This is a genomic window from Streptomyces sp. NBC_00647 (assembly GCF_045207245.1).
GTDB lineage: Bacteria > Actinomycetota > Actinomycetes > Streptomycetales > Streptomycetaceae > Streptomyces.
This window is the reverse complement of sequence record NZ_CP109040.1, coordinates 7,502,162-7,525,660: the sequence shown is the minus strand read 5'-3', so window position 1 is coordinate 7,525,660 and position 23,499 is coordinate 7,502,162. Positions and strand designations below refer to the sequence as shown.

Below are 23,499 nucleotides of genomic sequence, written 5' to 3'. Positions count from 1 at the left end.
GGGCTGCGAGCGCGCTCTGCCGTGAGGAACGACGGGCGGTGGATCGGTGCCCGCACCTGTTCGGCGGGTACGCGTACATGCTGGAATGGCCCATCGTCCGGCCGTACGCGGACGCGCGCATCACCCGGATCCACGCCGGGACCAGCGAGGTCATGAAGGTCATCATCGCCGAACCCCTGGGACTGTGATGTCGGAGACGTCGGACTTCTCGCAACGAGCGGATTTCTCGCATCGGAAGGGCGTCGCGTTCGTCGCGGGCGGAACCGGCGGTATCGGCGCGGCGATCGTGCGGATGCTCGCCCGGCGGGGCAGCGACGTGGCGTTCACGTACCGCTCCAACCGGGCGGCCGCCGACGCACTCGCCGGGGAGATCGCGGCGAAGTCCCCGGAGCAGGACCGTCATGTCAGGGCTCTGCGGCTCGACCTGGGCGAGGAGCGGGCCGTCGCCGCCGCCGTGTCCGAGGCGGCCGCGGCGTTCGGCGGCCTGCACACCCTCGTCTACGCGGCCGGTCCGCATGTGCCGATGGTGCATCTGAGCACGGTCACGCCGAGCCGGTACCGCGCCCAACTCGACGCGGACGCGGGGGGTTTCTTCAATCTGGTGCATCCGGCGCTGCCCCTGCTGCGGGAGAGCCGGGGCAGCGTTGTCGCCGTCACCACCGTGGCCACCCGCCGGTTCCCCGTCCGCGACGGGCTCTCCTCGGGCACCAAGGGGGCGGTCGAGGCCGTCGCCCGTGCCCTGGCCGCCGAGGAGGGGCGCTACGGGGTCCGGGTGAACTGCGTCGGGCCCGGCATGCTGACCGACGGCATCGCCGCCCGCCTGATCAGCTCCGGCGAACTCGACGACACGGCACTGGAGATCACCCGCCGCAACATCCCCCTGCGCCGCTTCGGTACCGCGGGGGACATCGCCGAGGCCGTCGCGTTCCTGGCCTCGGACCGCGCGGGCTTCATCACGGGACAGGCGCTGGGGGTGGACGGGGGGTACAGCGTGTAGCTCTCCCCGGCCGGCCTGCCGTATCGGTCCAGATCCCCCAACCCGCCGTACCAGCAGACCTGTTCAGCCGTCGGACGAGCCGAGCTCGCCCCACCCCCGCACCTACCGGACCCCGACCGGCCGTACCGACCGGACCCCGACCCGCCGTGCCGACGGGGCCCGGGCCGCCCTACTGGGGGACCCGGGCCGCCCTACTGACCGGGCATGTCCGGCCGTCGTACGACCAGGGGTTGCCCAGCGCCCCGCCATCGGGCCCGGCCGGCCCGCCGTTCGGCCGGATGGCCCCCGCCAGCGCCTGCGCCCCCGCCCGCCCGAGGGCTTCACCGAGTCGCCGGAACCGAACCGATCTCGACCACGCGGGCCCAAGCGGGCGGCCGGTCCGGCACGTAGTCGGGGTCGTCCTCGTCCCATGAGTCGTCCGGCCCCTGGCGGGAGAAGAGACCCACGACCGTCCGGCACGGGGGGCGCGATTCCGGCCAGGGGGTCTGCCCGTCGGTGAGGACCACGACGACATCGGGGCGTGGCTGTGCCCGCAGCGCCGCGGCGAATCCCGAGCGCAGGTCCGTACCGCCGCCGCCGATCAGCGGAATGCCCTCGGCGCGGCAGAGCGGGTGCGCGATCCCGGCCGCCGCGTCGCACGACACCACGGTGATCAGGTCCCGCCGGCCGCCCACGGCACGGGAGATGGCGGAGACCTCGAGGAGGGCGCTGCCCAGTTCCGCGTCGCTGACCGACCCGGAGGTGTCGATGACCACCGAGACCCGGGGCGGTCTGCGGCGCAGGCTCGGCAGGACGACGCCGGGCACACCCGCCGCGCGCCGCGACGGCCGGCCGTAGGTGTAGTCCTCGCCCACACCGGGCCCCGAGGTCGCGGAGCGGACCGCCGCCCCCAGCAACTCCCGCCACGGCTGCGGCGGATGCAAGGCCTCCTCCGCCCATCGCTGCCATCCCTCCGGGCTGTTCCCGGGGCGGGCCTTGATGCCCTGCGCGACCCGGAACCGGACCGCGTCGCGTTCCTGCGCGCTGAGGCCGTGCGCGCCGTCCGGCCCGAGGTCCCACTGCCGTTCGCGTCCGTCGGCGCCGCTGCCGCAGTCCAGCCAGGCGAGGTCCTGCGTACGCGGCCCGAGCCGGAACTGGCGGAGATAGTCCTCCATGAGCTTCCCCGACGGCAGGTGCAGGAACTCCGGCGTGACGGCGCCCTCGGGCCGGACGAGCCCTTCCCCGAACGCGTCGTCGTTGATCTCGCAGTCCGCGGCGACGTTCATCCGCAACCGCTCCCCCGGGCCGGTGAGTCCGCGCTCTCGGGCGACCCGTTCGCTGCGGCCGTGGTGGTCGCGCAGCAGGTGCGACACCTCGTGCACCCAGACTCCGGCCAGGTCCTCGACGGGCGTCCGGTCCACGAACCCCGGCGAGACGTAGCACCGCCAGTGCCGGTCGACGGCCATCGTCGGCACCCACCGCGACTCGACGGTGTGCAGGGCGAACAGCGCAGTCGCCAGATAGGGCCGGACCCGCGCGGCGTGCAGGCGGGCGGCGAAGAGTTTTTCGAGGTCCAGAGCCCCCGGTGCGCCCGCCGTCATCGTCCCGCCCTCGTGGCGACCGCGGAGCGGGCCGCCGCGTCGTCCGCGCGCCGGGACAGGGTCACCGCTCCGGCCAGCCGCTCGATCGACGCCGGGACGTCCCAGTCCTCCTGCCGCAGGGTCGCGAGGGTGGTCGCGGGGACGACCACCAGGTCCGGGGCACCGGTGTCCAGCGCCCGGACCAGCAGCGCCCAGGCCGCGTCCCAGCGCGCCTTCTCCGGACGCTTGCGGACCGCGGCCACCACGCCGTCGAGGACGGCCTGGCGCAGATCCCCCCGCTCGGGCAGGACGGCGCTCGCCGGGTCGGCGAGCAGTGTCTCGGGGTCGGGCAGGTCCATCCGGTCCAGGCTCGCCAGCAGCTCCAGCCCCGGACCGTCCCCCACAGCGCCTCTGACCAGCAGGGAGAGCACTTCCCGGGAGGAGCCGGAGGCGGTCGCGAAGGCGATCAGGCTCAGGGTCATGTCCCAGCTCCGGGGTGAGGGCCAGGCACCGCCCCGGCGGGTCTCACCGCTGGGCAGTCGGTGGACGAGTCCGGGGCGGGCGTCGAGGAGCCCGCACACCGCGCGGCGGGCGAAGTCCACGGCCCCCGGCAGTTTCCGCGGGTCGAGCCGTGGCAGCGTCGCGCGCGGCCAGGTGCCGCCGAGCCCGCGCACGACGACCTCGTGGTCGTGGACCCACTGGAGATGGACGAACCGGTTGGCAAGCGGAGGGCTCAGTTCCCAGCCGTCGGCCGCGGAGGAGCGGGGGTTCGCGGCGGCCACGATCCTTACGCCGGGCGGCAGTTGCAGGGTTCCGATCCGACGTTCGAGGACGAGACGGAGCAGCGCCGCCTGAACCGCCGGAGGCGCGGTGGACAGTTCGTCCAGGAACAGCAGTCCCCGGCCGGCGCGTACGAGTCGCACCGCCCAGTCCGGCGGGGCCATGGGAACGCCCTGTTCGGCGGGATCGTCGCCGAGGATGGGCAGCCCCGAGAAGTCGGACGGCTCGTGGACGCTGGCGATCACCGTGGTGAGCGGCAGGTCCAGGGTCTCGGCGAGCTGGGTCAGGGCCGCGGTCTTGCCGATCCCCGGCTCACCCCACAGGAGTACGGGCAGGTCGGCGGCGACGGCGAGGGTCAGGGCCTCCAGTTGGCTGTCGGGACGCGGTTCGGTGCCGGTGTCGCGCAGCAGGGTCAACAGGGCGTCCGCGATGTCGAGTTGAGTGGCCCGGGCCGGGTCGGCGAAGGCCTCGGCTTCCGCTTCGGTTTCTGCTTCGGTTCCCGCTTCGGTTTGCACTTCGGTTTCGGCTTCTGATTCGGCAAAAGGGGTGCGTGTGGGCATGGTTGATCACCTTTGGGTTCGTGGTGGGCCGCGTGGGCGCAGGGGTGCGGGACCGCCGGGGCGGTCAACTGTCTTTCAGCGGGCGGTCAGCGGCCGGTCGTACGACGTGGACGGGAGCGGTGGTTCCGGGAACGGTCGGGCCCCGGGAGGACGCGGCCCTGTGCGGGACCGGCCAGGCCCGCCCTGAACAGTCCGTAGGTGAGGCGTCGCAGCGCGGCCGCCCGGAGTTCGTCCTGCAGGGCGCCGCTGCGCAGCACCGCGTCGGGGCCCAGCAGCCCTTCGACGACGGCCAGCGCACCGGTGGTGTCTCCGTGGTGCAGTCGTTCACGGACTCCGGAGAGGCAGTGCGGCTGCCGGTGCGCCTCGTCGATGGCCCGGAGGCAGGGAAGCGGCGTGCCGGTCAGGGCGACCAGCAGCTCCTCCCGGCGGATTTCGGCCGGGTCGTGGTCCAGTGGCGCCAGTACGCCGTCGACGAGGCCGATCCGGTGCCGGGCTCCCCGGCATTCCACCAGGCGTGGCTGTCCCGCCGGGTCCGCGCCCCCGGTGGACACGGCCGGGGTGTGTTCCGGGACCAGCGCCGAGGCGACCAGCGGATGCAGTCGCCCGGCCTCGGTCGCGCCGGCCCGGATCAGCGCCAGGTCGGGCAACACCCAGGTCGCGGCGTCGGGCAGCACCGGCAGGGCGGAGACGTCACCGCCGTCGGGTGCCCGGACGATCCGCGGGGTGGGCGGCTCGGCTCCCGCCGGATCGCCCACCAGGTCCAGGAGCAGCCGCTGCCGGGACCCGATCCGCACGGTGACGGTGCCGGTGCCGGTCGTCCGCCCCTCGGCGCGGAGCACGATAGCCGCCTCGGCCGCCCACCGGTCGACGGCACAGCCGAGGCCCTGGGGCACCGGCTCGAGGGGGTCCGGGGTCACCGAACGGGCGTCGCCCGGCGGCCGGTCGGCGCCGGAGCGGACCCGCAGTTCGCCGGTCCTGCGCGCGTCCCACAGGTGGCGGTGCAGGTCGAGGCGGAACCGCCGGCTGGGACGGGGGTGCGGATGGCGGCGGGCGTGCGCGTCCAGGGCGGACCCGCGTCCGTCGGCGTCCGGACCGTGGGAGCCGTCCCACAGGGCGAGGCTGATCCGCTGGCCGCCGTCCGCCCAGGCGGGCGGAGTGCGGACCACGAGGTGCACCGGGTGCACGCCGTCGCGCCCGGCACGGTGGTACCGGGCCAGCGTGATGGTCAGGCCAGGGCGCAGCAGTCCGTCGGGAGCGACTCTCGGCATGTGCCAGCGCAGCAGGTCGGGAGCCAAATGGCGTAGGTCGGCACGGACTTGGGCCACGAGATCGCGACCGTGGGTGCGGGCCAGGGAACGCAGATCCAGGTCGATGTCGAAGCCTGCGGCGGTGCACGCCCCCGCCCAGTCGCCGCGATGGCGGCGGGCGGTCGCAGTCTCGATCATGGTGGGCGGCACGGCGAAGTCACGCACGCGCGGCCAGAAGGAGAGGAGGGAATCCTCGTACGCGGTCGAAGTGAGCATCAGCACTCACCTTGCGCGGACGGGTCCCCCATTCTGTTCACGGAGGGAGTCATCATCGCGGGGAGCATAACCCGCCGTTCGCGATCTGTCAGGTGTCCCCCGGTCGCGGCACGGTCAACTCCCTTGCACGGCCGGGGCGTCGGGGCGGGGAAGTGCGGCCGCGTCACGACGGTCACGCCGAACCGCTTCGGCCAGGGGCCGGTCTCGGCTGGAATGACGGACCCGGCCATCGCCAGTGTTCCCTGCTCCGCGTACTACTCCCGGCTGCGCGTACTACGTTCCCTGCTCCACGTACTGCGTTCTCAGCTCCACGTACTGCGTTCTCAGTAGTCCGGATTGTCGGCAGGCGCACGACGACATGGCACCCGCACGCCCGCGAGCCTTGGGGAAGCCTCCGGAGGCGACGGTACGGATGCCGTCGAGGAGCGCGTCGGCGGCGACGTCCTTGCCGAGGAAGCCGCTCGCTCCGGCGCGCAGGGCCCGCGCGACGTACTCGTCGATCTCGAACGTGGTGAGAAGCCCTGCTCTCCCCGGCCGCCACGCGTGCCCTCATCGGCCGGTTCCTCAGCACCCCGGCTCCGGGCGACCCACTCGCACCGCCCGAATCGCTCGACACACTCACCGCCCGGGAACGCGAGGTGATGGCGCTGGCCGCCGAGGGCCGGTCCAATGCCGAGATCGCCGAACAGGTGGTCGTCAGCCCTCTGACCGTACGCACCGATGTGCACCGCGCGATGACCAAGCTCGCCGCCCGCGACCGAGCCCAACTCGTCGTCATCGCCTACCAGTCGGGCCTGGTACGCCCGATCCCTCCGCCGTCGGACCGATCGGGCTCATGACCACCGGTCAGACCTGACGCACGACCGGTCGGTCAGGCCGGGCTGTCGGCCGTCGGTCCCGCCGCCGGTCCGTCGAGCGTGCCGGTCAGGTGCGGGGTGCCGTCGTCGTCGAGGAACTCGACCACGGCCAGGGCCAGCAGGGCCAGCACGGCGATCCAGATGGTGACGGCGGCCGTGGGGTAGTTCCAGACCAGCAGGATGGCGGCGGCGACCGCGACCACGGTCCAGTTCAGCCACATCTTGACCCGGTGCACCCACGCTCCGACCGCTCCCAGCTCGACCCCCGTCGCGCCGCGCACGGCGCCGATGCCGCCGGTCCAGGCCGCCAGGACCCGCGAGGCCGCCCGGCCACTGCCGGTCAGCCAGGCCGCCAGCGCCACGATGACACCGAGGGTGATCACCACGCGTACCGACGTCCGCAGATACCGCACCAGCGTGTCGAAGACCGCCCCCGCGGCGGGCTGGGAGACCTCGGACGGCAGGCCGTCGAGATAGAGCGCCCGGAAGACCCAGAGCGCGATGCCGAGAAGGGCGGCCCCGGCTGCCACGGCGAGCGCCGCCGTGACGAGGGCACGGCGCCTGCGTACGGCGAGCAGCACACCGCCCGCCGCCAGCAGGAGGGTCAGCACCGGCAGCCAGAAACCGACGATCTGGAGCAGCCGGTAGAACTTCTTGGCCTTGCCGATGGATTCGGAGGACAGCACCGTGAAGTCGGTGTGCACCTGGGGGATCTTCGCGGCGATGCCGAGGCCTCGGTCGACGAGCGACTGCTTGACCTGGTCGATGACAGGAGCGAGGTCGATGACGACGGCGTCGTTGGTGAGCTTCACCGCTCCGCCGCCGCTTCCGGTCAGCGCCTTGTCGACGGCGGAGTGGGCTCTCCTGTTGAGCTCGGTCCACAGCGTGGCGAACGCGTCGCTGCTGACGAACCGCTCCGCCACGCTGTGCACGAAGTCGGTGAGGCCACTGGTGATCGGACCGCTCAACGGGCCGATTGCCTTGGTCAGCTCGGGCCGGTCGGCGGGGGCGACCGATTCGAGCAGCGTCTTGACGTCGACATGCTGCATCACCGCTTTGGTCGCCCGGTCGGCGACGGCGTTCTGGACGTCCGGGTCGGAGGCGAGCGGCTTCATGGTGGCCACATAGCGGTCGGTGTCCCCGACCAGATCGCTCGTCCAGGCGGCCACGGCGCTCAGCGGGGTGAGCAGAGCCGCGAGAAGGATCAGCACCACCGCGAAGAACGACCGCACGCGGTGGTGCTCGACCATCGGTCGCCGTCGTTCCAGTTCGGCGACCCGGGCCCGCAGGTCGGCGATCTCCCGCGCGTCACCGCCGCTCACGCCACCGCCGCTCACCTCACCGGAGCTCACGACGCCTCCGGAGCGCTGCTCGTGTCCGCGCCGCCGCGGGCCGGAAGGGCCACCGGGCTGCGGTCCTGTTGCGCGGACCGCTGACCGGCCCGCGTCGTCCGGTCGATCACGTCATCCATGGCGCGTCTCGTTCCGATCGGTCCAGTGCGTGGGGTGCGACGGCATACGGCGGCCCTCTTCTCGGCGCCCACTTCTCGAAGACGCCGCCCACTTCTCGGCGACGCTCGCTCGGCGCCCTCACCTCGGCGGCGCTCGCTCGGCGTCCACATCCCGGCGACGGGACGGAAGAGGTGAGTCAGCGCGGCTGCCGGGCGTCGGGCCGGTACGAGGCCAGTGCCCAGATCACGAAGACGTCGATGGCGATCATGATGACCGACCAGATAGGCGCGTACGGCAGGAACATGAACTGGAAGAGCATGCTCAGCGAGGCCAGCAGGATGCCGGTGACACGGGCCCACCCGGCGTCCTTGAGAATCCCCCAGCCGACGACGGCCGAGATCACGCCGATGATCAGCAGGATCCAGCCCCAGCCGGTGAGGTTGATGCGGTAGACGTAGTCGTTCACGCGCGCGTAGACATCATCCTTGGCCAGCGCGGATATGCCCTGGAGGATGCTGAGGCCGCCGTTCACCAGCAGGAGGACACCCGCGAAGGTGACACCGCCGGACGCCCAGCTGCTGTTGCCGGCCGGCGGCGGGCCGAGCCCTCCCGCGGCGGGCGCGGCTCCGGACCACTGGTCTCCCCACAGCGGCATGTCGCCGCCGCTCGGCTGGGCTCCCGTGCCACCGCCGGGAGGAGGGTTCGGAGGCTGCGAAGAGTCCTGGCTCATGCTCGACCACCTCTATGTACTGTCGGCCGCTGGCCGTCCCCGTGCGGGAAGCACCGGGGAGTTCGAGCCTCCGCCCGCCGCGCCCTCCCCCGCCACGGGGGTTCCGCCGATCGGGTGACGGCCGACTTCCGCCCGATCGGCCGCCCCATGCCGCAAGCAACCGAAGGACGACCTGCCCGGGTCCAGGGCCAGGGCCCGGCCTCGCACCGACGGCCCCGTCGGCACCGTCGGCACCACAGTCCTCAGGGACGCCCGGTCGGCTCCCCCGCGACGCCGGTCGCCGAAGCCGGATCCGCCGCGGTGACCGGCTCCTCAGCGATGACGGGCTTCAGATCGTTCACGAGATCCAGCGCGCGCCCCAGCGTCGTGAGCCGTTCGTCGAGGGTCTCGCCCGCCGGGTAGAACCGGACCGTGTCGACACCGGCGGCGCGCCAGACACGGAGCCGTTCGCGGACCATGTCCTCCGTGCCGATCAAAGTGGTGCCGAGGACCATCTCGTCGGTCACGAGTCCCGCGGCGCCGTCCCGGTCGCCGGCCTGCCAGCGTTCATGAACCGCGGCGGCGATCTCAGCCCAACCCTGCCTGCTGTAGGCGGCGTTGTAGAAGTTGGTGGTGGCGGAGCCCATCCCACCGAGACTGAAGGCGAGTTCCTTCTTGCGGCCCGCGACCATGGCGCGCAGCGCGTCCTCGTCCTCGGCGAAGGCCACTTCGGCGCCCTGGCAGATGTCGAGGTCGGCCCGGGTTCGGCCCGCCGCCGCGAGGCCCTCGTCCAGGTGGTCGAAGTACGCCTCCTTGGCCCCCTCGGGCACGAAGCTGGTGCCCAGCCAGCCGTCCGCGACCTCTCCCGTCAGCCGGAGCATCTTCGGCGAGAGCGTGGCGAGGTAGACGGGCAGGTCGTGCTCGGCGCGCATGGACATCCGCATGGGCCGCGCTCCTCCACCCGGCAGCGGAATCGTGAACTCTTTCCCCTCGTACGAGAGTTTCTCCCCCGCGACCGCCTGCCGGACGATCTCCACGGTCTCCCGCATCCGGGACAGTGGGCGCGCGAACGGCACTCCGTGCAGTCCCTCGATCACCTGGGGGCCGGACGGACCGAGGCCGAGGAGGAAGCGCCCGCCGGAGATGTTGGAGAGCGTGATCGCGGCACGCGCGATGGCCGCCGGGGTGCGGGTCCCGAGCTGGATGATCCCGGAGCCGAGCAGTATCCGCTCGGTCCGCGCCGCCAAGTAGCCCAGCGGGGAAGGGGCTTCGGAGCCCCAGGCCTCCGCCACCCAGCAGATGTCCATCCCGAGCTTCTCCGCCTCGACCACGAAGTCGACGGTCTCCCGCCAGTCGCCCGTCGACGCCTCGATCGTCGTGGAGGTACGCATCACGCACCCGCCCCTTCCGCGCTCTCCGCCAGCTTCCTGATCGCCGCGACGGTGTCCGTCATGCTCCGCTCGAACTCCCGCAGCCGCACGAACACGATCTTCTGCTCCTTCTCCGGCATCCGGTCGATCGCGAAGGAGAGCCCGGAACGGCCCGGCCCCATCCGCATCCACTGGGTCAGCTCGGTACCGCCGTCCGTCTTCTCCAGGCCGAACCGCCAGACAGCACTGGGCTGTTCGGGGTCCGCCACCGCCCAGGCGAATGCCCGGCACGGCTCGCACTCCACCACGTACGAGGTGGTCTCCCACTCCCCCAGCGACTCGTGCCTGCTGCGGCCCACGAATCGGGCACCGACCGCCGGTCCCGTCGCTCCGTCCAGCCACTCGACGGACTGGAGCTCCGCGCTCAGTCCCGGCATCAGATGAATGTCGGACACCAGCTCCCACACGCGCCTCGGCGAAGCGTCGATCCGCGTCCGCACATCGACGGTCGGCTGGTCCGCGTAGCGCGCACCCGTCCACTCCATGAGTCTCCGGCCTTCCTCTGGTCTCCCGGGGAATGCGCCCGAAATGGGCCTCTGACCTTGAGAGTTGCGTAGATAGACTCACCTGTCAAGGAAAACCGCCGCCGGCGCACGGGCCGACAGCGGAAGGTGCACCCGGCCTGGGGCCAGGGACCGCGGCCTGGTCTGAGGCCGAGACCTGGACCGGGCCTCAGGCTGCGGACCCGGAGCGGGCCTGAGCCTGCGGACCTGGGCTGGGGCTGGGGCTGGGCCGCCTGAGGTTGGGAACCCGGCCACGGTCTGGGAGCTGGGGCAAGGAGTCGATCACCATGGCGGCGCCAAGCAGCCGCTGCCGGCTGGATCGCTCAGGTGGTGAAACGGCTCCGGATGTCCGGGCGCGCGGCGAGGTGCGGCGGGTAACCGGGGCCGAGCCGCGGACGCGTGTCCTCGGACGTCATCGGCTCGCCGCAGTCGGCGCACACCACAGCCGCGTCGCTCTCGCGCCCGCAGCGGTCGTGATGGAAGACGACCGGCGGCCCCTGCTCACCACTGAGCCAGCGGTTGCCCCAGCTGTTCATCGCGGCCAGGACCCCGAAGAAGTCGCGGCCCATCTCCGTGAGCACGTAGTCGTACCGCACCGGCTCCGTCTGATAGGCCCGCTTCTCCATGAGCCCCTCGTCGACCAGCCGGCGGAGCCGGTCGGTCAGCGTGTTGCGCGCGATGCCCAGCTCCTGCTGGAACGCGTCGAACCGCTTGATCCCGTAGAACGCCTCCCTCAGCACCAACGGCGTCCACCAGTCGCCGAGCAGATCCATCGTGCGCGCGATGGAACAGGGCCAGTTCGCAAAAGAAGTCCGCCTCACTCGCCCAGCATACGAGGGTCTCAGAAAAAGACCCAGCAGCTCGCGGCGCGGTGGGTCGCCCCGAGAAGCACAGTGGCACACCGGGCGACCGGGCCACCGTCCACCGCACGACCGCACCGCACACCGTTCCCGCCGCTTCACCCGTCACACCAGACGCTTGATCTCCCCGCGCACTCGGTAGAAGCCACCCTGTGAGGAGTGCAGCGCATCCACCACATAGCGGACTCCGGGCTGACGTATCGCGCGCGGGAACTGGACGTTCCAGCTCGGCTCATAGCCGTCGGAGACCACATGAACCCGCACGCGCCCTCCTTCCTGGATGCACTCGACAACCACCCCGTCCCCGGCCGCGGGAACGGCGCTGACCGTGGCGACGGAGGCCGCTGCGGTCAGCGGGGCGTACGTCGGCAGGGCGGCCGCCAGCTTCACGTCCGCGGCGACCGGAACGCTGCCCGACTGGGCGGCGTCGATCGCGGCCTCGGTCGCGTCGATGCAGGCGAGCGAGCCGTCCGTGGAGACGATGTACAGCCGCTCGTCGTGGTACTGCATCGACAGCGCCGAGCCGCCACCGGTGCCGAGCTTCCACAGCCGAGTGCCGTCGGCCGTGAAGCAGTAGACGGAGGACGAGGAGTCGCCCGCGAAGACGTACCGGCCACCGGGCGAGGTGGCGCACGAGTACACGGCCGCGTCGCACTGGTAGGTGGCTTCGATCCGCCCGGTGGACTTGTCGAGCCGCTGGACCACGCGCCGTCCCGTCCCCGCGTAGACCGCGTCCTCCTCCTGCCACCCGAAGAGCACGTTGCCACTGGTGGCGGTGTGCCAGAGCTGGCTCGTGCCGTCCGCCGCGTAGGCCGTCACACCGCGGCTGTGCCCGTGATAGACGGCATGGTCGTCGGCGCGCACCATCCACGCGTTGTCGCCGGACGAGTTGCGCGACCACTGGAGTTCGTCCTCATGGTCGATGACCGTCAGTCCGCCGCTGCGGTCGGCCACGTTCAGTACGCCCGCGTGGATGTCCAGCCAGAAGATGTCCACGTCGGCCGCTATCTCGTAGGCCGCGAACGGCACCTTCGAGGAGAGGTCGTACACGCGGCCGTCGTCGCAGCCCGCATAGATCCAGAAGTCGTCCGCCACCAGGCACTTCACCCCGTCGGGCAGCGAATAGTGGGCCAGCACCTCGCCGGAGTGGCTCAGGCTGTAGACGTTGCCGTGCTGGTTGCCGACCCAGCACCGGTCCTCGTCCACATGGATGCCGAACGCCGAGGCTCCGGTACGGAACCGCCACAGCACCGGGGCCGTCGCCCGCGCCGTGGACGGGGCCGACGTCACCTGGCGGCGCGTCACAGGGCGTGCCGCGCGCTGCCCTTGGACGGCGGGCGCGTACCCCTTGCGCACCTTCTCGGCTATCTTCTTCGCCGCCGCGGCCTTCGCCTTCTCGGCCGTCGCGAAGGTGGAGATCTGGCGCTGTCCGTCCACACCGATGCGCCCGTACCGCACGGCGACGGTCAGTTGCTCGACGGTCACCTCGTAGAACTTGTGCGCACCGCCGCTCTCCTGAGACAGCTCCAGATACGTCGTGATCCCCGCCTGTCGTGCCTGCGCAGCGGACACAGCACACCCCTCCCCAAAGGCCCCGGTCAGCCGACACGGCCGATCTCCAGTGATTCCAAAGTAGCGGTCACCACTGACAACGAGCCGGGCCGGAGGACCGCCCGCTGAGGCACCGCCAGGGCACCGGCACGGCCCCGAGCCGGCGCGGGTCTCAGCGACCGGTGCGGAAGAACCGCGCTTGCAGACCTTGTGCGCGCGGCTCTCGGCTCACCGCTCAGCAACCGTCACGCTCACGCAAGGAAGAGGCAAAGGTGTCACAAAAGGGCGCCCGCTGAGAGGTCGGAGACGGCGCAAGATCCAACACACCGTCACCTTCCCGTCATGTGGCCGATGTTAGTTTTCATGCCGCCCTGAACCGACCAGCAGGGCCACACAACAGAACACGAACGGGAAGAAAGTGTGCGCAGGTCAGGCACTGCCAGAGGCAAGCACCAGCACGCTGCCAAATTCCGGGCCCAGGCTGACCCCCTGGGCCCGGGCGCTTCTTTGGGGGATCCATCAGTACGTCAGAAGTCCTTTCCGCCAGAGGTGTCGACCTTTCCTACGGCGAACACCCGGCTGTCAGCGACGCCCACCTCTCGGTCTCCCGGGGGGAGGTCGCGGCCATCACCGGACAGAGCGGTTCGGGCAAGTCCTCGCTGCTGTACTGCCTCGCGGGAGTGCTGCCTCCCGCGCGCGGACAGGTGCGGTTCGAAGGGCAGTCACTCGGTGATCTCACCGACGACGAGATCAGCACGCTGCGCCGTGAACGCTTCGGTTTCGTCTTCCAGTACGGCGAACTGCTCCCCGAGCTGACCATCGAGGAGAACACCGCCCTGCCACTGCGCCTGGCCGGGCAGCGCAAGCGGCCCGCGCTCGCGGCTGCCGGCGAGGTCCTCACCCGGCTGGGGCTCGGCGAACTGCGCGAGCGCCGCCCGTCCCAGGTGTCGGGCGGCCAGAGCCAACGCGTCGCCGTCGCACGGGCCCTGGTCCACCGCCCGGACGTCGTGTTCGCCGACGAGCCGACCGGGTCCCTGGACACCGCCAACGCATCCGCCGTACTGCGGGAGTTCCTCGGCCTGGCGCGCTCCCAGGGCACGGCGGTCATCCTGGTCACCCATGACCCCGCCGTCGCCGCGCAGGCCGACAGTCACTACACGATGTCCGACGGGTTCCTCACCCCCGGGAGGGCCGCGTGAGGGAGTTCCGGCTCGGTCTGCGCCTGCTCTTCGGGTCCGGCCGCGGCAACCGCACAGGTTTCTTCCTCATGGCGGTCGGCGGGTCCCTCGGGGTCTGCTGCCTCGCCCTCGTCCTCACCATCCCGCAGATCCTCGACGCACACGACGGCCGGGCCGCCGCACGACAGCCGCAGACCTCTTCCGCACGGCCCGCCGGTGCCACCCTGCTGCTCCAGCGCACCGACCCGTACGGTTCGAAGGCGTTCACCCGGGTGTTCATCGCCAAGGGGGTCGAGAACACCGACACGGCCCCGCCCGGGCTGAAGGAACTCCCGGACCCTGGCGAGGTGTTCCTCTCCCCCCGCGTACACGACCTGCTGCGTGACCAGCCCGCGGTCAAGGGACTCCTGCCAGGTCACGAGAAGGGTCTGATCGGCGCGACAGGTCTCGCCCACCCCGACGAGCTGTTCGCCTACATCGGGACCACACGCCACGAGATCGCCGACGAGGGCCGCGCCCTGAAGGGCTGGGGATACAGCTACGCGCCCTTCCCCGCCGTCGAACCCTCGACCCTGGCCTACATCCGCTTCGCCCTGGGATCACTGGTCCTGCTCCCCCTCGGCATCTTCCTCTCCGTCTGTGCCCGGCTCTCCGCCGCCAGCCGGAACCGCCGCCTCGCCTCCCTGCGTCTGCTGGGCCTGAGCACCAAGGGCACCCAGCGCGTCAACGCCGCCGAAACCGTCGTCGCGGCCCTGCTCGGCGCGGTTCTCGGCCTGGGCGAGTACTGGGTCCTCAACCAGGTGATGGCCCGGACCGGACTGCCCAGTCTGAGGTGGTACCCGGCCGATGGCGCTCTGTCCGCGACGACCATCGGCGTCTGTCTGATCGGCTGCCCGCTCTTCGCCTGGTTCGTCGGCCGGGCGAGCGCACGCGACGCCGCGGCCAGCCCACTGGCGGTACGCCGCACCGCCGCTCCCAAGCGCCCCGCCAAGTGGGGCGGCCTGCTCCTGGTGACCGGCCTCGGCATCGTCGTCGGCTACTGCGCCACCGGCTTCACCGAACACCCCGCCAACAGCCTCGGCCGGAACGCGCTCCTGATGCCGGCAGGCATTCTGCTGACGGGCCTGGGGTTGATACTGACGCTGCCTCTGATCTCCTACGCCCTCGCCCGCCGGCTGGCCCGAACCACCCAGTCCCTCACCCTGAACCTGGCGATGCGCCGCAACGAGGTCGAGCCTGGCAGCACCATGCGGGTCGTCACCGGCCTCGTGCTGCTCGTCTTCTCCGCCTCGCTCGCTCAAGGCGTCCTGATCCAGCTGGAGCAGGTCACCCGGCCGTCCGCTCCCGTGCAGGACTACGCCATCCCCCTGTCATCGCTCACCGCGCGACAACAGCACGAAATGGCCTCCCTGCCGGGGGTACGCGCACACGCCGTGACGATGGACTCCTGGACCGAACCCGATGGTTCCGCCGGCCAGCCCTCGGTCAGCGCCGTCGTCGCCACCTGCGGCCAGCTGACCAAGCTGGTACGCCACTCCGAGGGCTGCGTGGACGGCAAGGTGATGCGGCTCAGTGACCCGAACGCGGGCACCGGTCAGGGCGCGCGCCCTGGTGACATCCTCCCCTTCCGCGTACCGGAGGGCGGTCGTGGCAGGACCCTGAACATCAGACTTCCGCACGACACCGTCGCCTACAGCGCGTACGACCCGTCGGCGGTCCGCTCGGCGGACGTGCTCATCCCGCCGTCGGCACTGCCCGCCACGGCCCGCCCCGAAGGGGCGCGGTACGTCCTCACCAGCAGCTCCGACCACGACGAGGTCCGCAAGGTCCTCGACGGTATCGCCGCGGTCGCCCCGACCATCGAGGTCGAACCCGTCGGCGTGAACATCGAAGGCCTCCAGCAGATCGCCGCCCTCGAGACCTTGCTCGCCGTCGGCATGATCATGGGTCTGGTCATAGGGACCGCGGCCTTCGTCGTCTCGGCGACCGACCGGGCGGTGGAGCGGCGACCACAGGTCACCGCCGTCACGCTGATCGGAGCCCGGGCCCGGACGATGCGAGCCGTGCAGTGCGTGCAGGTCGTGCTCCCCCTGAGCATCGGGCTCGCGCTGGCGCTCGTGACGGGCAAGGTCGCCGAGTCCTGCTATCTGATCACCGGGGGCAGCGAGATCTACTGGGACTTCGCCGGCACCCCGGTGCTCGCGCTCGCGGCAGCCGGCGTGGCGGCCGTGTCCGCCCTCGGCACTCTCCCGCTCGTAGGACGGCGCATCGACCCGGAACTGATCCGCCGCGACTGATCACGTGCGCTCGGCCGCCCGCTGTGCACCGGCTCGGATTGCTCCGCATCGAGCGAGCCGAGCCGACGCTCCCGGGAACAGCGGGAAGTGCGCCCCGGACCAGCCTCTTCACCGGCAGAGCCGCGGGTCAGGCGTCCTTCTTCACCGGCAGGTCGCGGGTCAGACGTCCTTCTTCACCGGCTCCAGAATCGCCACGCACTCCACGTGGTGCGTCATCGGAAAGGTGTTGCCGCGAACGAGTCACAGAAAAGGGCGGCGCCTCCGCCGTGGTCGCCTCACCTCCTGGACTGACCGCAACGGCACCACGTACTGGTACGCCTACGACGAGTCCGGCCGGGTCGTGGCCACCGGCTGCACGGGCGAAGCCCTGGCCTACGCCCTCACTTACGAGGACGCGACGCGCACCACCCGGGTGACGGACCCTCTCGGCCATGTCACCAGCCAGGAGTGGGACCAGGACCTGCGTCTGACCGCGCTCGTCGATCCGCTCGGGCACACCACCCGCTATCAGTACGACGAGCGGGGACGGGTGGTGTCGGTGACCCGCCCCGACGGACTGGGCACGACCGCCACGTACAACGAACTCGGGCTGCCGGCGACGGTCACGGGCGAGGACGGCGCCCAGTGGCGCAGAGAGTAACGACGAGCGCGGCAGCCTCACCCATGTCGCGGCCCCTGACGGAGTCGTGACCCGCTACGACTACAACGCATCCCAGGTCACCAACGCCCAAGGCCTGAACTGGAAGTACACCCACGACAAGGCCGGACGCCCGTTCTCGGAGACCGACTTCGACGATCGCACGATCGGCTACCGGCACGACGCGGCAGGACGACTCGTCTCCCGCACCAACTCCCTCGGTCTGACGACGCACTTCGCCCTCGACGAACTCGGGCAGATCGTGCGCCGGACGACCGGGGCTGCGTCGAGCTCGAACGGCTGAACCGCTTCCTGAAGTCCATCGGTCACGGGTGACGGCGGCTGCGGATGACGCCGATCCGTACCCTGATCAGTGCGGTCGCGCAAAGGCACAGACGCACCATCCACAGACACACTCCAGAAGGAACGCCTCCGCGCCGCAGCGGCGGAGCACGAGAGGACCCGACGATGCCGAAAGACTTCGACCGCGGCAGCTCCCTTGAGGAGCTGGAGGGCCTGCGCTGGCCGGTTCCTCCTGCCGACACGACCCCCATGGTCCGGAACGTGTACGAGCTGCGGCGTCGGCCGGCCGCAACTCTGGAGCCGCACGAACTGGCCCGGCTGATCGGGCAGGACGAGGGGCTGCCCTGGCTGCTGCCCCTGGCCGTGGAGATTCTGCGGGACACCGCGCCTAAGCAAGCCGAGGGCGGCTGGTTCGACGATGACCTCCTGTACGCGGTCATCACCAGAAAGCCAGAGGTCTGGGCCGCCGCCCCGGAGCTGGCTCACGAACTCAAGGAAACCGTCGCCGTCCTGACCGACGTCTCGCGCTACGTCCGTCAGGACATCGACGCGTTCCTCTCGGCGCTACCCGGGGACGATGCCTGACAGTGAGGCACTACCAACCTGGTGGAGCAGCGCGCAGCGGACCTTGTGGACAGGCTGGACCGCCTGGCGAGTGATCGTCTCACCGTGGCGGACCATCGCCCCCTTCTGCAGGGACTTCGATGCGCGCCGTTCCTTCTGACTCAAGGATCGGGGAGGAAGTGGCTCACCGAACAGGACCGGACGGATCAACGGCTCACACCCTCACGACGAAGGACTCGCCGATGCCGAAAACACACCTGGATCAGGATCCCTCGCTACGACCGCTCACCCGCCGACCGTCTGAAGACCTGCTTCAGCGGCGGGCTGCATCACCGGGCCGGTGAGTGGGCCGACGCCGACGAACGGCTCCCCATACCGCCCGTAACGCCCACACCGCATAGCCCACACCCCCGAACCTGCGGGTCAGGCGTCCTTCTTCACCGGCTCCAGAATCGCCACGCACTCCACGTGGTGCGTCATCGGGAAAAGGTCGAACGCCCGCAGCGTCCGCACCTTGTATCCCCCGTCGCGGAAGTAGGCGATGTCCCGGGCCAGGGCCGCCGGGTCGCAGGCCACGTAGGCGATCTTTCGCGCGCCCAGCGCCGACAGGTGTTCGACCGTCTTCTTGCCGGCGCCCGCGCGGGGCGGGTCCAGGACGATGAGGTCGACCTCGGAGATGCCGGTGCGCGGGAGGACCGCCTCGACCTTGCCCTGTTCGATGCGGACGCGGTCGAACGCGGCGAGGTTGTGCCGGGCGTCCTCCACCGCGCGCTTGCCGGACTCGATGCCGAGGACCGCGCCCTGGTCGCCGATCCTGTCCGCGAGGGCGCCCGCGAAGAGGCCGACGCCGCAGTACAGGTCGAGCGCCATGTCGCCCTTGCGCGGCAGCAGACCCTGCATGACCGCCTTGACGAGGGTGTCGGCGGCCATCGGGTGGACCTGCCAGAAGCCGCCGCTGCCGACCCGGTAGGTGCGGCCGTCGGCGCGCTCGCGCACGAACGCGCGGCCGTGGACGCGGTGGATGCCGCCGTCCTGTTCGGCGACCCGCATCACGGAGACCGGCTTGTCGAGCTCGACGAGCGGGAGGCGGGCGCCGGGGCGGGGCTCGAGGATGACCATGCGGTCCTGGGAGCCCGTCGCGGCGATCGCCTCGACGGCGGCCATGCCGGACCAGTCGCGCTCCTCGATGCCGAGTTCGGTGATGCCCTCGGCGGCGATCATGCAGCGCTCGACCGGCTCGACCTCGTGCGAGCGGTGGCGGCGCAGACCGGCGTTGCCGTCCGGGTCGACCGCGTACTGCACGCGCGTGCGCCAGGCCGGGACCTCGCCCGCGGGCAGCTTGTCGCCCTCGGCCGGCATCACCGTGCCGTCCCAGCCCGCCTCCTCGGGCGTGAGGCCCGCGAGGCGCTGCAACTGCTCGGCGATGACCTCGCCCTTGAGACGGCGCTGCGCGCCGGGCTTGGCGTGCTGCCAGTCGCAGCCGCCGCAGCGGCCGGGGCCCGCGTAGGGGCAGGGCGCCTCGACGCGGTCCTTGGACGCGTCGATGACCCGCACGGCGTCGGCGCGCAGGAACCGCGCCCCTTCCTCGCCCTCGGTCACCCGGGCGACGACGCGCTCACCGGGCAACGTGTGCCGGACGAAGAGGACCTGGCCCTCGTCCGTCCGGGCGATGCAGTGCCCGCCGTGCGCCACGGGGCCGATCTCGACCTCGTACTCGTCCCCCACCAGCGACTTCTTCGGTTCTGCCTGCATGGTGGGGTGACTCCAGATGAGAAGGGGGAAACGGCTGGACAACAGCCCACCAGTCTACGTGCTTCCGGAGGGCTTCCCGCGCCCGTCAATTCTTGGAGGTGGGCTCCTTCGGCCGCTCGTGGGCCGGTCCGCGGCGCACCGCACCCGGCGCGTTCCAGTCCTGCCGCTTGCGGGCACGCAGCTTCGCGGCCTCGGAGGACTCCAGCTGGTAGGGCACGGAGGTCACCATGACGCCGGGCGTGAACAGCAGCCGGCCCTTGAGGCGCAGGGCGCTCTGGTTGTGCAGCAGGTGCTCGTACCAGTGGCCGACCACGTACTCGGGGATGATCACGGACACCGCGTCGCGCGGCGACTCCTTGCGCAGGCCCTTCACATACTCGATGACCGGCCGGGTGATCTCGCGGTAGGGCGAGTCGAGGACCTTCAGCGGTACGTCGATGCCGCGCCGTTCCCATTCGTCGCGCAGGGTCTTGGTCTCGGCCGGGTCGACGTTGACGCTGAGCGCTTCGAGGGTGTCGGAGCGCAGCAGCTTGGCGTAGGCGAGGGCGCGCAGCGCCGGGCGGTGGATCTTGGAGACCAGCACGACGGAGTGGACGCGGGAGGGGCGGACACTGTCGTCGGACGGTCCCTCGGGGGCGGCGAGCTCCTCGGAGACGCGGTCGTAGTGCTTACGGATCGCGGTCATCGTCGCGTAGAAGATCACCATGCCGAGCAGGGCGACCCAGGCGCCGTGCGTGAACTTGGTGACGAGGACGACGACCAGGACCAGCCCGGTGAAGAAGGCGCCGAAGGCGTTGATCGCCCGGGAGCGGACCATGTGGCGCCGCTTGGCCTGGTCGGTCTCGCCGGCCAGGTGGCGGTTCCAGTGGCGGACCATGCCGATCTGGCTGAGCGTGAAGGAGACGAAGACGCCGACGATGTAGAGCTGGATCAGGCGCGTCGAGTCGGCCCCGTAGATGATGACGAGCATGCTCGCGGCGCCGGCCAGGAGCACGATGCCGTTCGAGAAGGCCAGGCGGTCGCCGCGGGTGTGCAGCTGGCGCGGCAGGTAGCGGTCCTGGGCGAGGATCGAACCGAGCAGCGGGAAGCCGTTGTACGCGGTGTTCGCGGCCAGGAACAGGACGAGCGCGGTGGCGGCGGCCAGCACGATGAACAGGAAGCTGTCCTTGCCGAACACGGCCTCGGCGACCTGGGAGATCACCGGGTTCTGGACGTAGTCGGCACCGACCGCCACGCCGTTGTGGATCAGGTCCGTGGCGGGGTTCTCCGCCATGCGCACCTTGGTGGTCATGGCCAGGGCGATGATGCCGCAGAACATGGTGACGGCGAGCAGGCCCATCATCGCGAGCGTGGTCGCGGCGTTCTTGGACTTCGGCTTGCGGAAGGCGGGGACCCCGTTGGAGATCGCCTCGACGCCGGTGAGCGCCGCACAGCCGGACGAGAAGGCGCGCAGCAGCAGGAAGACGAGGGCGAAGCCCGCGAGCCCCTGGTGCTCGGCCTTGATGTGGTAGTCGGCGGTGGGCGCCAGCATGGTGTCGCCGAGCACGAGTCCGCGGAAGGCGCCCCACGCGATCATGATGAAGACGCCCGACACGAAGACGTACGTCGGGATCGCGAAGAAGTTTCCGGACTCCTTGACCCCGCGCAGGTTCATCAGCGTGAGCAGCACGATGACCCCGACGGCGCAGGCGACCTTGTGCTCCACCACGAAGGGAACCGCCGAGCCGAGGTTCTCGATGCCGGAGGCGATGGAGACGGCGACGGTGAGGACGTAGTCGACGAGCAGCGCGCTCGCGACGGTGAGGCCGGCCCGCGGACCGAGATTGGTGTTGGCCACCTCGTAGTCGCCGCCACCACTCGGGTACGCGTGCACGTTCTGGCGGTAGGACGCGACCACCGTGAACATCAGCACGACGACCGCGAGCGCGATCCAGGGGCTGAAGTGGTAGGCCGACACACCCGCGATGGAAAGGACCAGCAGAACTTCTCCGGGCGCGTACGCCACGGAGGAGAGCGGGTCGGATGCGAAGACGGGGAGGGCGATGCGCTTCGGCAGGAGCGTTTCGCCCAGCCGGTCACTGCGCAGTGCGCGCCCGATCAGGATCCGCTTGGGCACGTCGGTCAGTTTGGACACAACAGGGAATCGTAGGGGTTCGAACTGGCAATCGCCCACCCGCCGTCCCGCTTAGGGCCGTCATCTGCTCTCCGGGTGAAAACGGGGTGGGCTCCGGTTGCGGATTCCGTCGTCCCGGAGGTCCACGTGTCTATATGACAAAACCCCCGCCCCCGACCGCCCTGGAGGACCCATGCACCTGTCCGCGGAGCTCATCGGCGCCACCGTCGGACTTGTCGGCCTCGGAATCCTGACGCTCGCCAGTGTTCGCAGCATCACACGGCGTTGAACCCTCCGTTCACCGCCGCTCCCCGGACGTGCCAGGAAAAACCGCAGGCGAACGTGCACAGGGGTGCCCCTGGGTGACCGCGCGTGTGTAGCTTGGGCGGCGGTCTGAGACCCTGTTTAGCCTGAGCCGTAACCATTCATATGCGGAAGGACGGTCGTGCACATCGTCATCATGGGCTGCGGAAGAGTGGGTTCCGCTCTAGCCCAGAACTTGGAGCAACAGGGGCACACGGTCGCTGTGATCGACCAGGACCCCACCGCCTTCCGTCGGCTGGGCTCCGGGTTCGGCGGCCGTCGTGTCACCGGAGTCGGCTTCGACCAGGACACCCTGCGCGAGGCGGGCATCGAGGAGGCGGGCGCGTTCGCGGCGGTCTCCAGCGGTGACAACTCGAACATCATCGCCGCCCGGGTGGCCCGCGAGATGTTCGGCGTCGAGAACGTCGCGGCGCGCATCTACGACCCGCGCCGCGCCGAGGTCTACCAGCGCCTGGGTATTCCGACCGTCGCCACCGTCCGCTGGACGGCCGACCAGATGCTCCGCCGACTGCTGCCTTCGGGCTCCGAGCCGCTGTGGCGCGACCCCACGGGCGGTGTACAGCTCGCCGAGGTGCACGCCTCCGCCACCTGGGTCGGCCACAAGATCAGCCGCCTCCAGGAGGAGACGGGCGTACGCGTCGCCTTCCTCACCCGGCTGGGTGAGGCGGTTCTGCCCACCTCGCAGACGGTGCTGCAGGAGGGCGACCTGGTGCACGTGATGATGCGCACCGACGAGGTGGACAAGGTCGAGGCGTCGTTCGCCAAGGGACCTGAAGAGGAGGCCGGTCACTGATGAGGGTCGCCATTGCCGGTGCCGGTGCCGTGGGCCGCTCGATCGCGGGCGAACTGCTGGAGAACGGCCACGAGATCCTGCTGATCGACAAGGCGCCGACCGCCATCTCGGTCGAGCGCGTCCCGCAGGCGGAGTGGCTGCTCGCCGACGCCTGCGAGATCACCTCCCTGGACGAGGCCGCGCTCCAGCGCTGCAACGTGGTCATCGCGGCCACGGGAGACGACAAGGTCAACCTCGTCGTCTCCCTGCTCGCGAAGACCGAGTACGGGGTCCCGCGGGTCGTCGCCCGCGTCAACAACCCCAAGAACGAGTGGCTGTTCAACGAGTCCTGGGGCGTTGACGTCGCCGTCTCCACCCCGCGTCTGATGTCGGCCCTCGTCGAGGAGGCCGTCAGCGTCGGCGACCTGGTTCGGCTGCTCCGCTTCAGCCACGGCGACGCCAACCTCGTCGAGCTGACCCTGCCGCCGGAGTCCGCCCTGGCCGGCACGACCGTCGGCGACGTCGAGTGGCCGGAGGACACCTCGCTGGTGACGATCATCCGCGGCACCCGCGTGCTCACGCCCTCCCGGGAGGATTCCCTGGAGGCCGGCGACGAACTCCTCTTCGTGGCCGCCCAGGCCCGTGAGGAGCAGCTGGAGGACCTGCTGTCGGTGCGCCGCGACGACGCGACGAGCTAGCCGGCCCCTTCGTCGTACGCGGGTCACGGCGTCGTACGAGGTTCACGGCGTTGTACGCCGGTCACGGCGCCCTGCGTGGGA

The 23,499-nt window shown here is 70.9% G+C and carries 21 protein-coding genes and 1 pseudogene; 10 read left to right on the top strand and 12 right to left on the bottom strand.

The genetic code is table 11. The features are described from left to right. The first annotated feature begins 38 nt into the window (after window positions 1–38). Together OG788_RS33110 and OG788_RS33105 are read left to right on the top strand one after the other, a co-directional pair. Entirely contained in the window at window positions 39–188 is a 150-nt protein-coding gene (locus tag OG788_RS33110) for an acyl-CoA dehydrogenase family protein (RefSeq protein ID WP_406374818.1), read from the top strand. Beyond that, window positions 188–997 (top strand): SDR family NAD(P)-dependent oxidoreductase, encoded by an 810-nt coding sequence (locus tag OG788_RS33105; RefSeq protein WP_406374817.1) that lies wholly within the window; start codon window positions 188–190, stop codon window positions 995–997. Before OG788_RS33110 ends, OG788_RS33105 begins: the two co-directional genes overlap by 1 nt. 320 nt (window positions 998–1,317) lie before the next feature. On the opposite strand, the gene OG788_RS33100 is transcribed toward OG788_RS33105, so the two are convergent. The 3 genes from OG788_RS33100 to OG788_RS33090 form a co-directional block, all read right to left on the bottom strand. Beyond that, window positions 1,318–2,577, bottom strand: coding sequence for a DUF2201 family putative metallopeptidase (locus OG788_RS33100; RefSeq protein WP_406374816.1), 1,260 nt, complete (start codon window positions 2,575–2,577; stop codon window positions 1,318–1,320). Further along, window positions 2,574–3,767 carry an AAA family ATPase gene (locus OG788_RS33095; RefSeq protein ID WP_406376912.1) on the bottom strand — a complete coding sequence of 398 codons (1,194 nt, stop codon included), beginning with the start codon at window positions 3,765–3,767 and terminating at the stop codon, window positions 2,574–2,576. Before OG788_RS33095 ends, OG788_RS33100 begins: the two co-directional genes overlap by 4 nt. Window positions 3,768–3,982: 215 nt before the next feature. Beyond that, the gene (locus OG788_RS33090) at window positions 3,983–5,419 is read right to left on the bottom strand and encodes a hypothetical protein (RefSeq protein WP_406374815.1); all 1,437 of its coding nucleotides are present in this window, start codon (window positions 5,417–5,419) and stop codon (window positions 3,983–3,985) included. A gap of 515 nt (window positions 5,420–5,934) precedes the next feature. Between OG788_RS33090 and OG788_RS33085 the strand changes: the two are divergent. Next, window positions 5,935–6,258, top strand: a pseudogene (locus OG788_RS33085) (response regulator transcription factor); the annotation flags it as partial. A 32-nt stretch (window positions 6,259–6,290) separates the two neighbouring features. On the opposite strand, the gene OG788_RS33080 reads toward OG788_RS33085, so the two are convergent. The 7 genes from OG788_RS33080 to OG788_RS33050 all read right to left on the bottom strand — a co-directional run bounded on the left by OG788_RS33080 (window position 6,291) and on the right by OG788_RS33050 (window position 12,801). Further along, window positions 6,291–7,628 carry a hypothetical protein gene (locus OG788_RS33080; protein ID WP_406374814.1) on the bottom strand — a complete coding sequence of 446 codons (1,338 nt, stop codon included), beginning with the start codon at window positions 7,626–7,628 and terminating at the stop codon, window positions 6,291–6,293. Next, window positions 7,625–7,747 carry a hypothetical protein gene (locus OG788_RS33075; RefSeq protein ID WP_406374813.1) on the bottom strand — a complete coding sequence of 41 codons (123 nt, stop codon included), beginning with the start codon at window positions 7,745–7,747 and terminating at the stop codon, window positions 7,625–7,627. The genes OG788_RS33080 and OG788_RS33075 overlap by 4 nt, the downstream gene beginning before the upstream one ends. A 176-nt stretch (window positions 7,748–7,923) precedes the next feature. After that, a complete protein-coding gene (locus tag OG788_RS33070; RefSeq protein WP_406374812.1) occupies window positions 7,924–8,457 on the bottom strand; it encodes a hypothetical protein in 534 nt (177 codons plus the stop codon). Between the two features lie 242 nt (window positions 8,458–8,699). After that, window positions 8,700–9,827, bottom strand: coding sequence for an LLM class flavin-dependent oxidoreductase (locus OG788_RS33065; protein WP_406374811.1), 1,128 nt, complete (start codon window positions 9,825–9,827; stop codon window positions 8,700–8,702). Further along, on the bottom strand, window positions 9,827–10,351 hold the full coding sequence (locus tag OG788_RS33060) for an SRPBCC family protein (RefSeq protein WP_406374810.1): 525 nt from the start codon (window positions 10,349–10,351) through the stop codon (window positions 9,827–9,829). Before OG788_RS33060 ends, OG788_RS33065 begins: the two co-directional genes overlap by 1 nt. A gap of 341 nt (window positions 10,352–10,692) precedes the next feature. Next, entirely contained in the window at window positions 10,693–11,190 is a 498-nt protein-coding gene (locus OG788_RS33055; protein WP_406374809.1) for a winged helix-turn-helix transcriptional regulator, read from the bottom strand. Window positions 11,191–11,334: 144 nt separating this feature from the next. After that, the gene (locus OG788_RS33050) at window positions 11,335–12,801 is read right to left on the bottom strand and encodes a WGR domain-containing protein (protein WP_406374808.1); all 1,467 of its coding nucleotides are present in this window, start codon (window positions 12,799–12,801) and stop codon (window positions 11,335–11,337) included. A 497-nt stretch (window positions 12,802–13,298) separates the two neighbouring features. Between OG788_RS33050 and OG788_RS33045 the strand changes: the two genes are divergently transcribed. From OG788_RS33045 to OG788_RS33025, 5 genes are all read left to right on the top strand, one after another. Beyond that, the gene (locus OG788_RS33045) at window positions 13,299–13,979 is read left to right on the top strand and encodes an ABC transporter ATP-binding protein (protein ID WP_406376910.1); all 681 of its coding nucleotides are present in this window, start codon (window positions 13,299–13,301) and stop codon (window positions 13,977–13,979) included. Beyond that, the gene (locus tag OG788_RS33040) at window positions 13,976–16,255 is read left to right on the top strand and encodes an ABC transporter permease (RefSeq protein WP_406374807.1); all 2,280 of its coding nucleotides are present in this window, start codon (window positions 13,976–13,978) and stop codon (window positions 16,253–16,255) included. The genes OG788_RS33045 and OG788_RS33040 overlap by 4 nt, the downstream gene beginning before the upstream one ends. 226 nt (window positions 16,256–16,481) lie before the next feature. Further along, window positions 16,482–16,895, top strand: coding sequence for a hypothetical protein (locus OG788_RS33035; RefSeq protein ID WP_406374806.1), 414 nt, complete (start codon window positions 16,482–16,484; stop codon window positions 16,893–16,895). Window positions 16,896–16,941: 46 nt separating this feature from the next. Further along, window positions 16,942–17,196 carry a hypothetical protein gene (locus OG788_RS33030; protein WP_406374805.1) on the top strand — a complete coding sequence of 85 codons (255 nt, stop codon included), beginning with the start codon at window positions 16,942–16,944 and terminating at the stop codon, window positions 17,194–17,196. Between the two features lie 164 nt (window positions 17,197–17,360). Further along, window positions 17,361–17,780 (top strand): contact-dependent growth inhibition system immunity protein, encoded by a 420-nt coding sequence (locus tag OG788_RS33025; protein WP_406374804.1) that lies wholly within the window; start codon window positions 17,361–17,363, stop codon window positions 17,778–17,780. 402 nt (window positions 17,781–18,182) lie between these two features. Here the strand turns inward: OG788_RS33025 and OG788_RS33020 are convergent, their stop codons facing one another. Next, entirely contained in the window at window positions 18,183–19,511 is a 1,329-nt protein-coding gene (locus tag OG788_RS33020; protein ID WP_351535588.1) for a class I SAM-dependent RNA methyltransferase, read from the bottom strand. Between the two features lie 85 nt (window positions 19,512–19,596). After that, entirely contained in the window at window positions 19,597–21,645 is a 2,049-nt protein-coding gene (locus OG788_RS33015; protein ID WP_406374803.1) for an APC family permease, read from the bottom strand. A 424-nt stretch (window positions 21,646–22,069) separates the two neighbouring features. Here OG788_RS33015 and OG788_RS33010 point away from each other — a divergent pair, with 424 nt between their 5' ends. Then, on the top strand, window positions 22,070–22,741 hold the full coding sequence (locus tag OG788_RS33010; RefSeq protein ID WP_266763473.1) for a TrkA family potassium uptake protein: 672 nt from the start codon (window positions 22,070–22,072) through the stop codon (window positions 22,739–22,741). Further along, window positions 22,741–23,418 (top strand): TrkA family potassium uptake protein, encoded by a 678-nt coding sequence (locus tag OG788_RS33005; protein ID WP_351535584.1) that lies wholly within the window; start codon window positions 22,741–22,743, stop codon window positions 23,416–23,418. The genes OG788_RS33010 and OG788_RS33005 overlap by 1 nt, the downstream gene beginning before the upstream one ends. Window positions 23,419–23,499 lie beyond the last annotated feature (81 nt).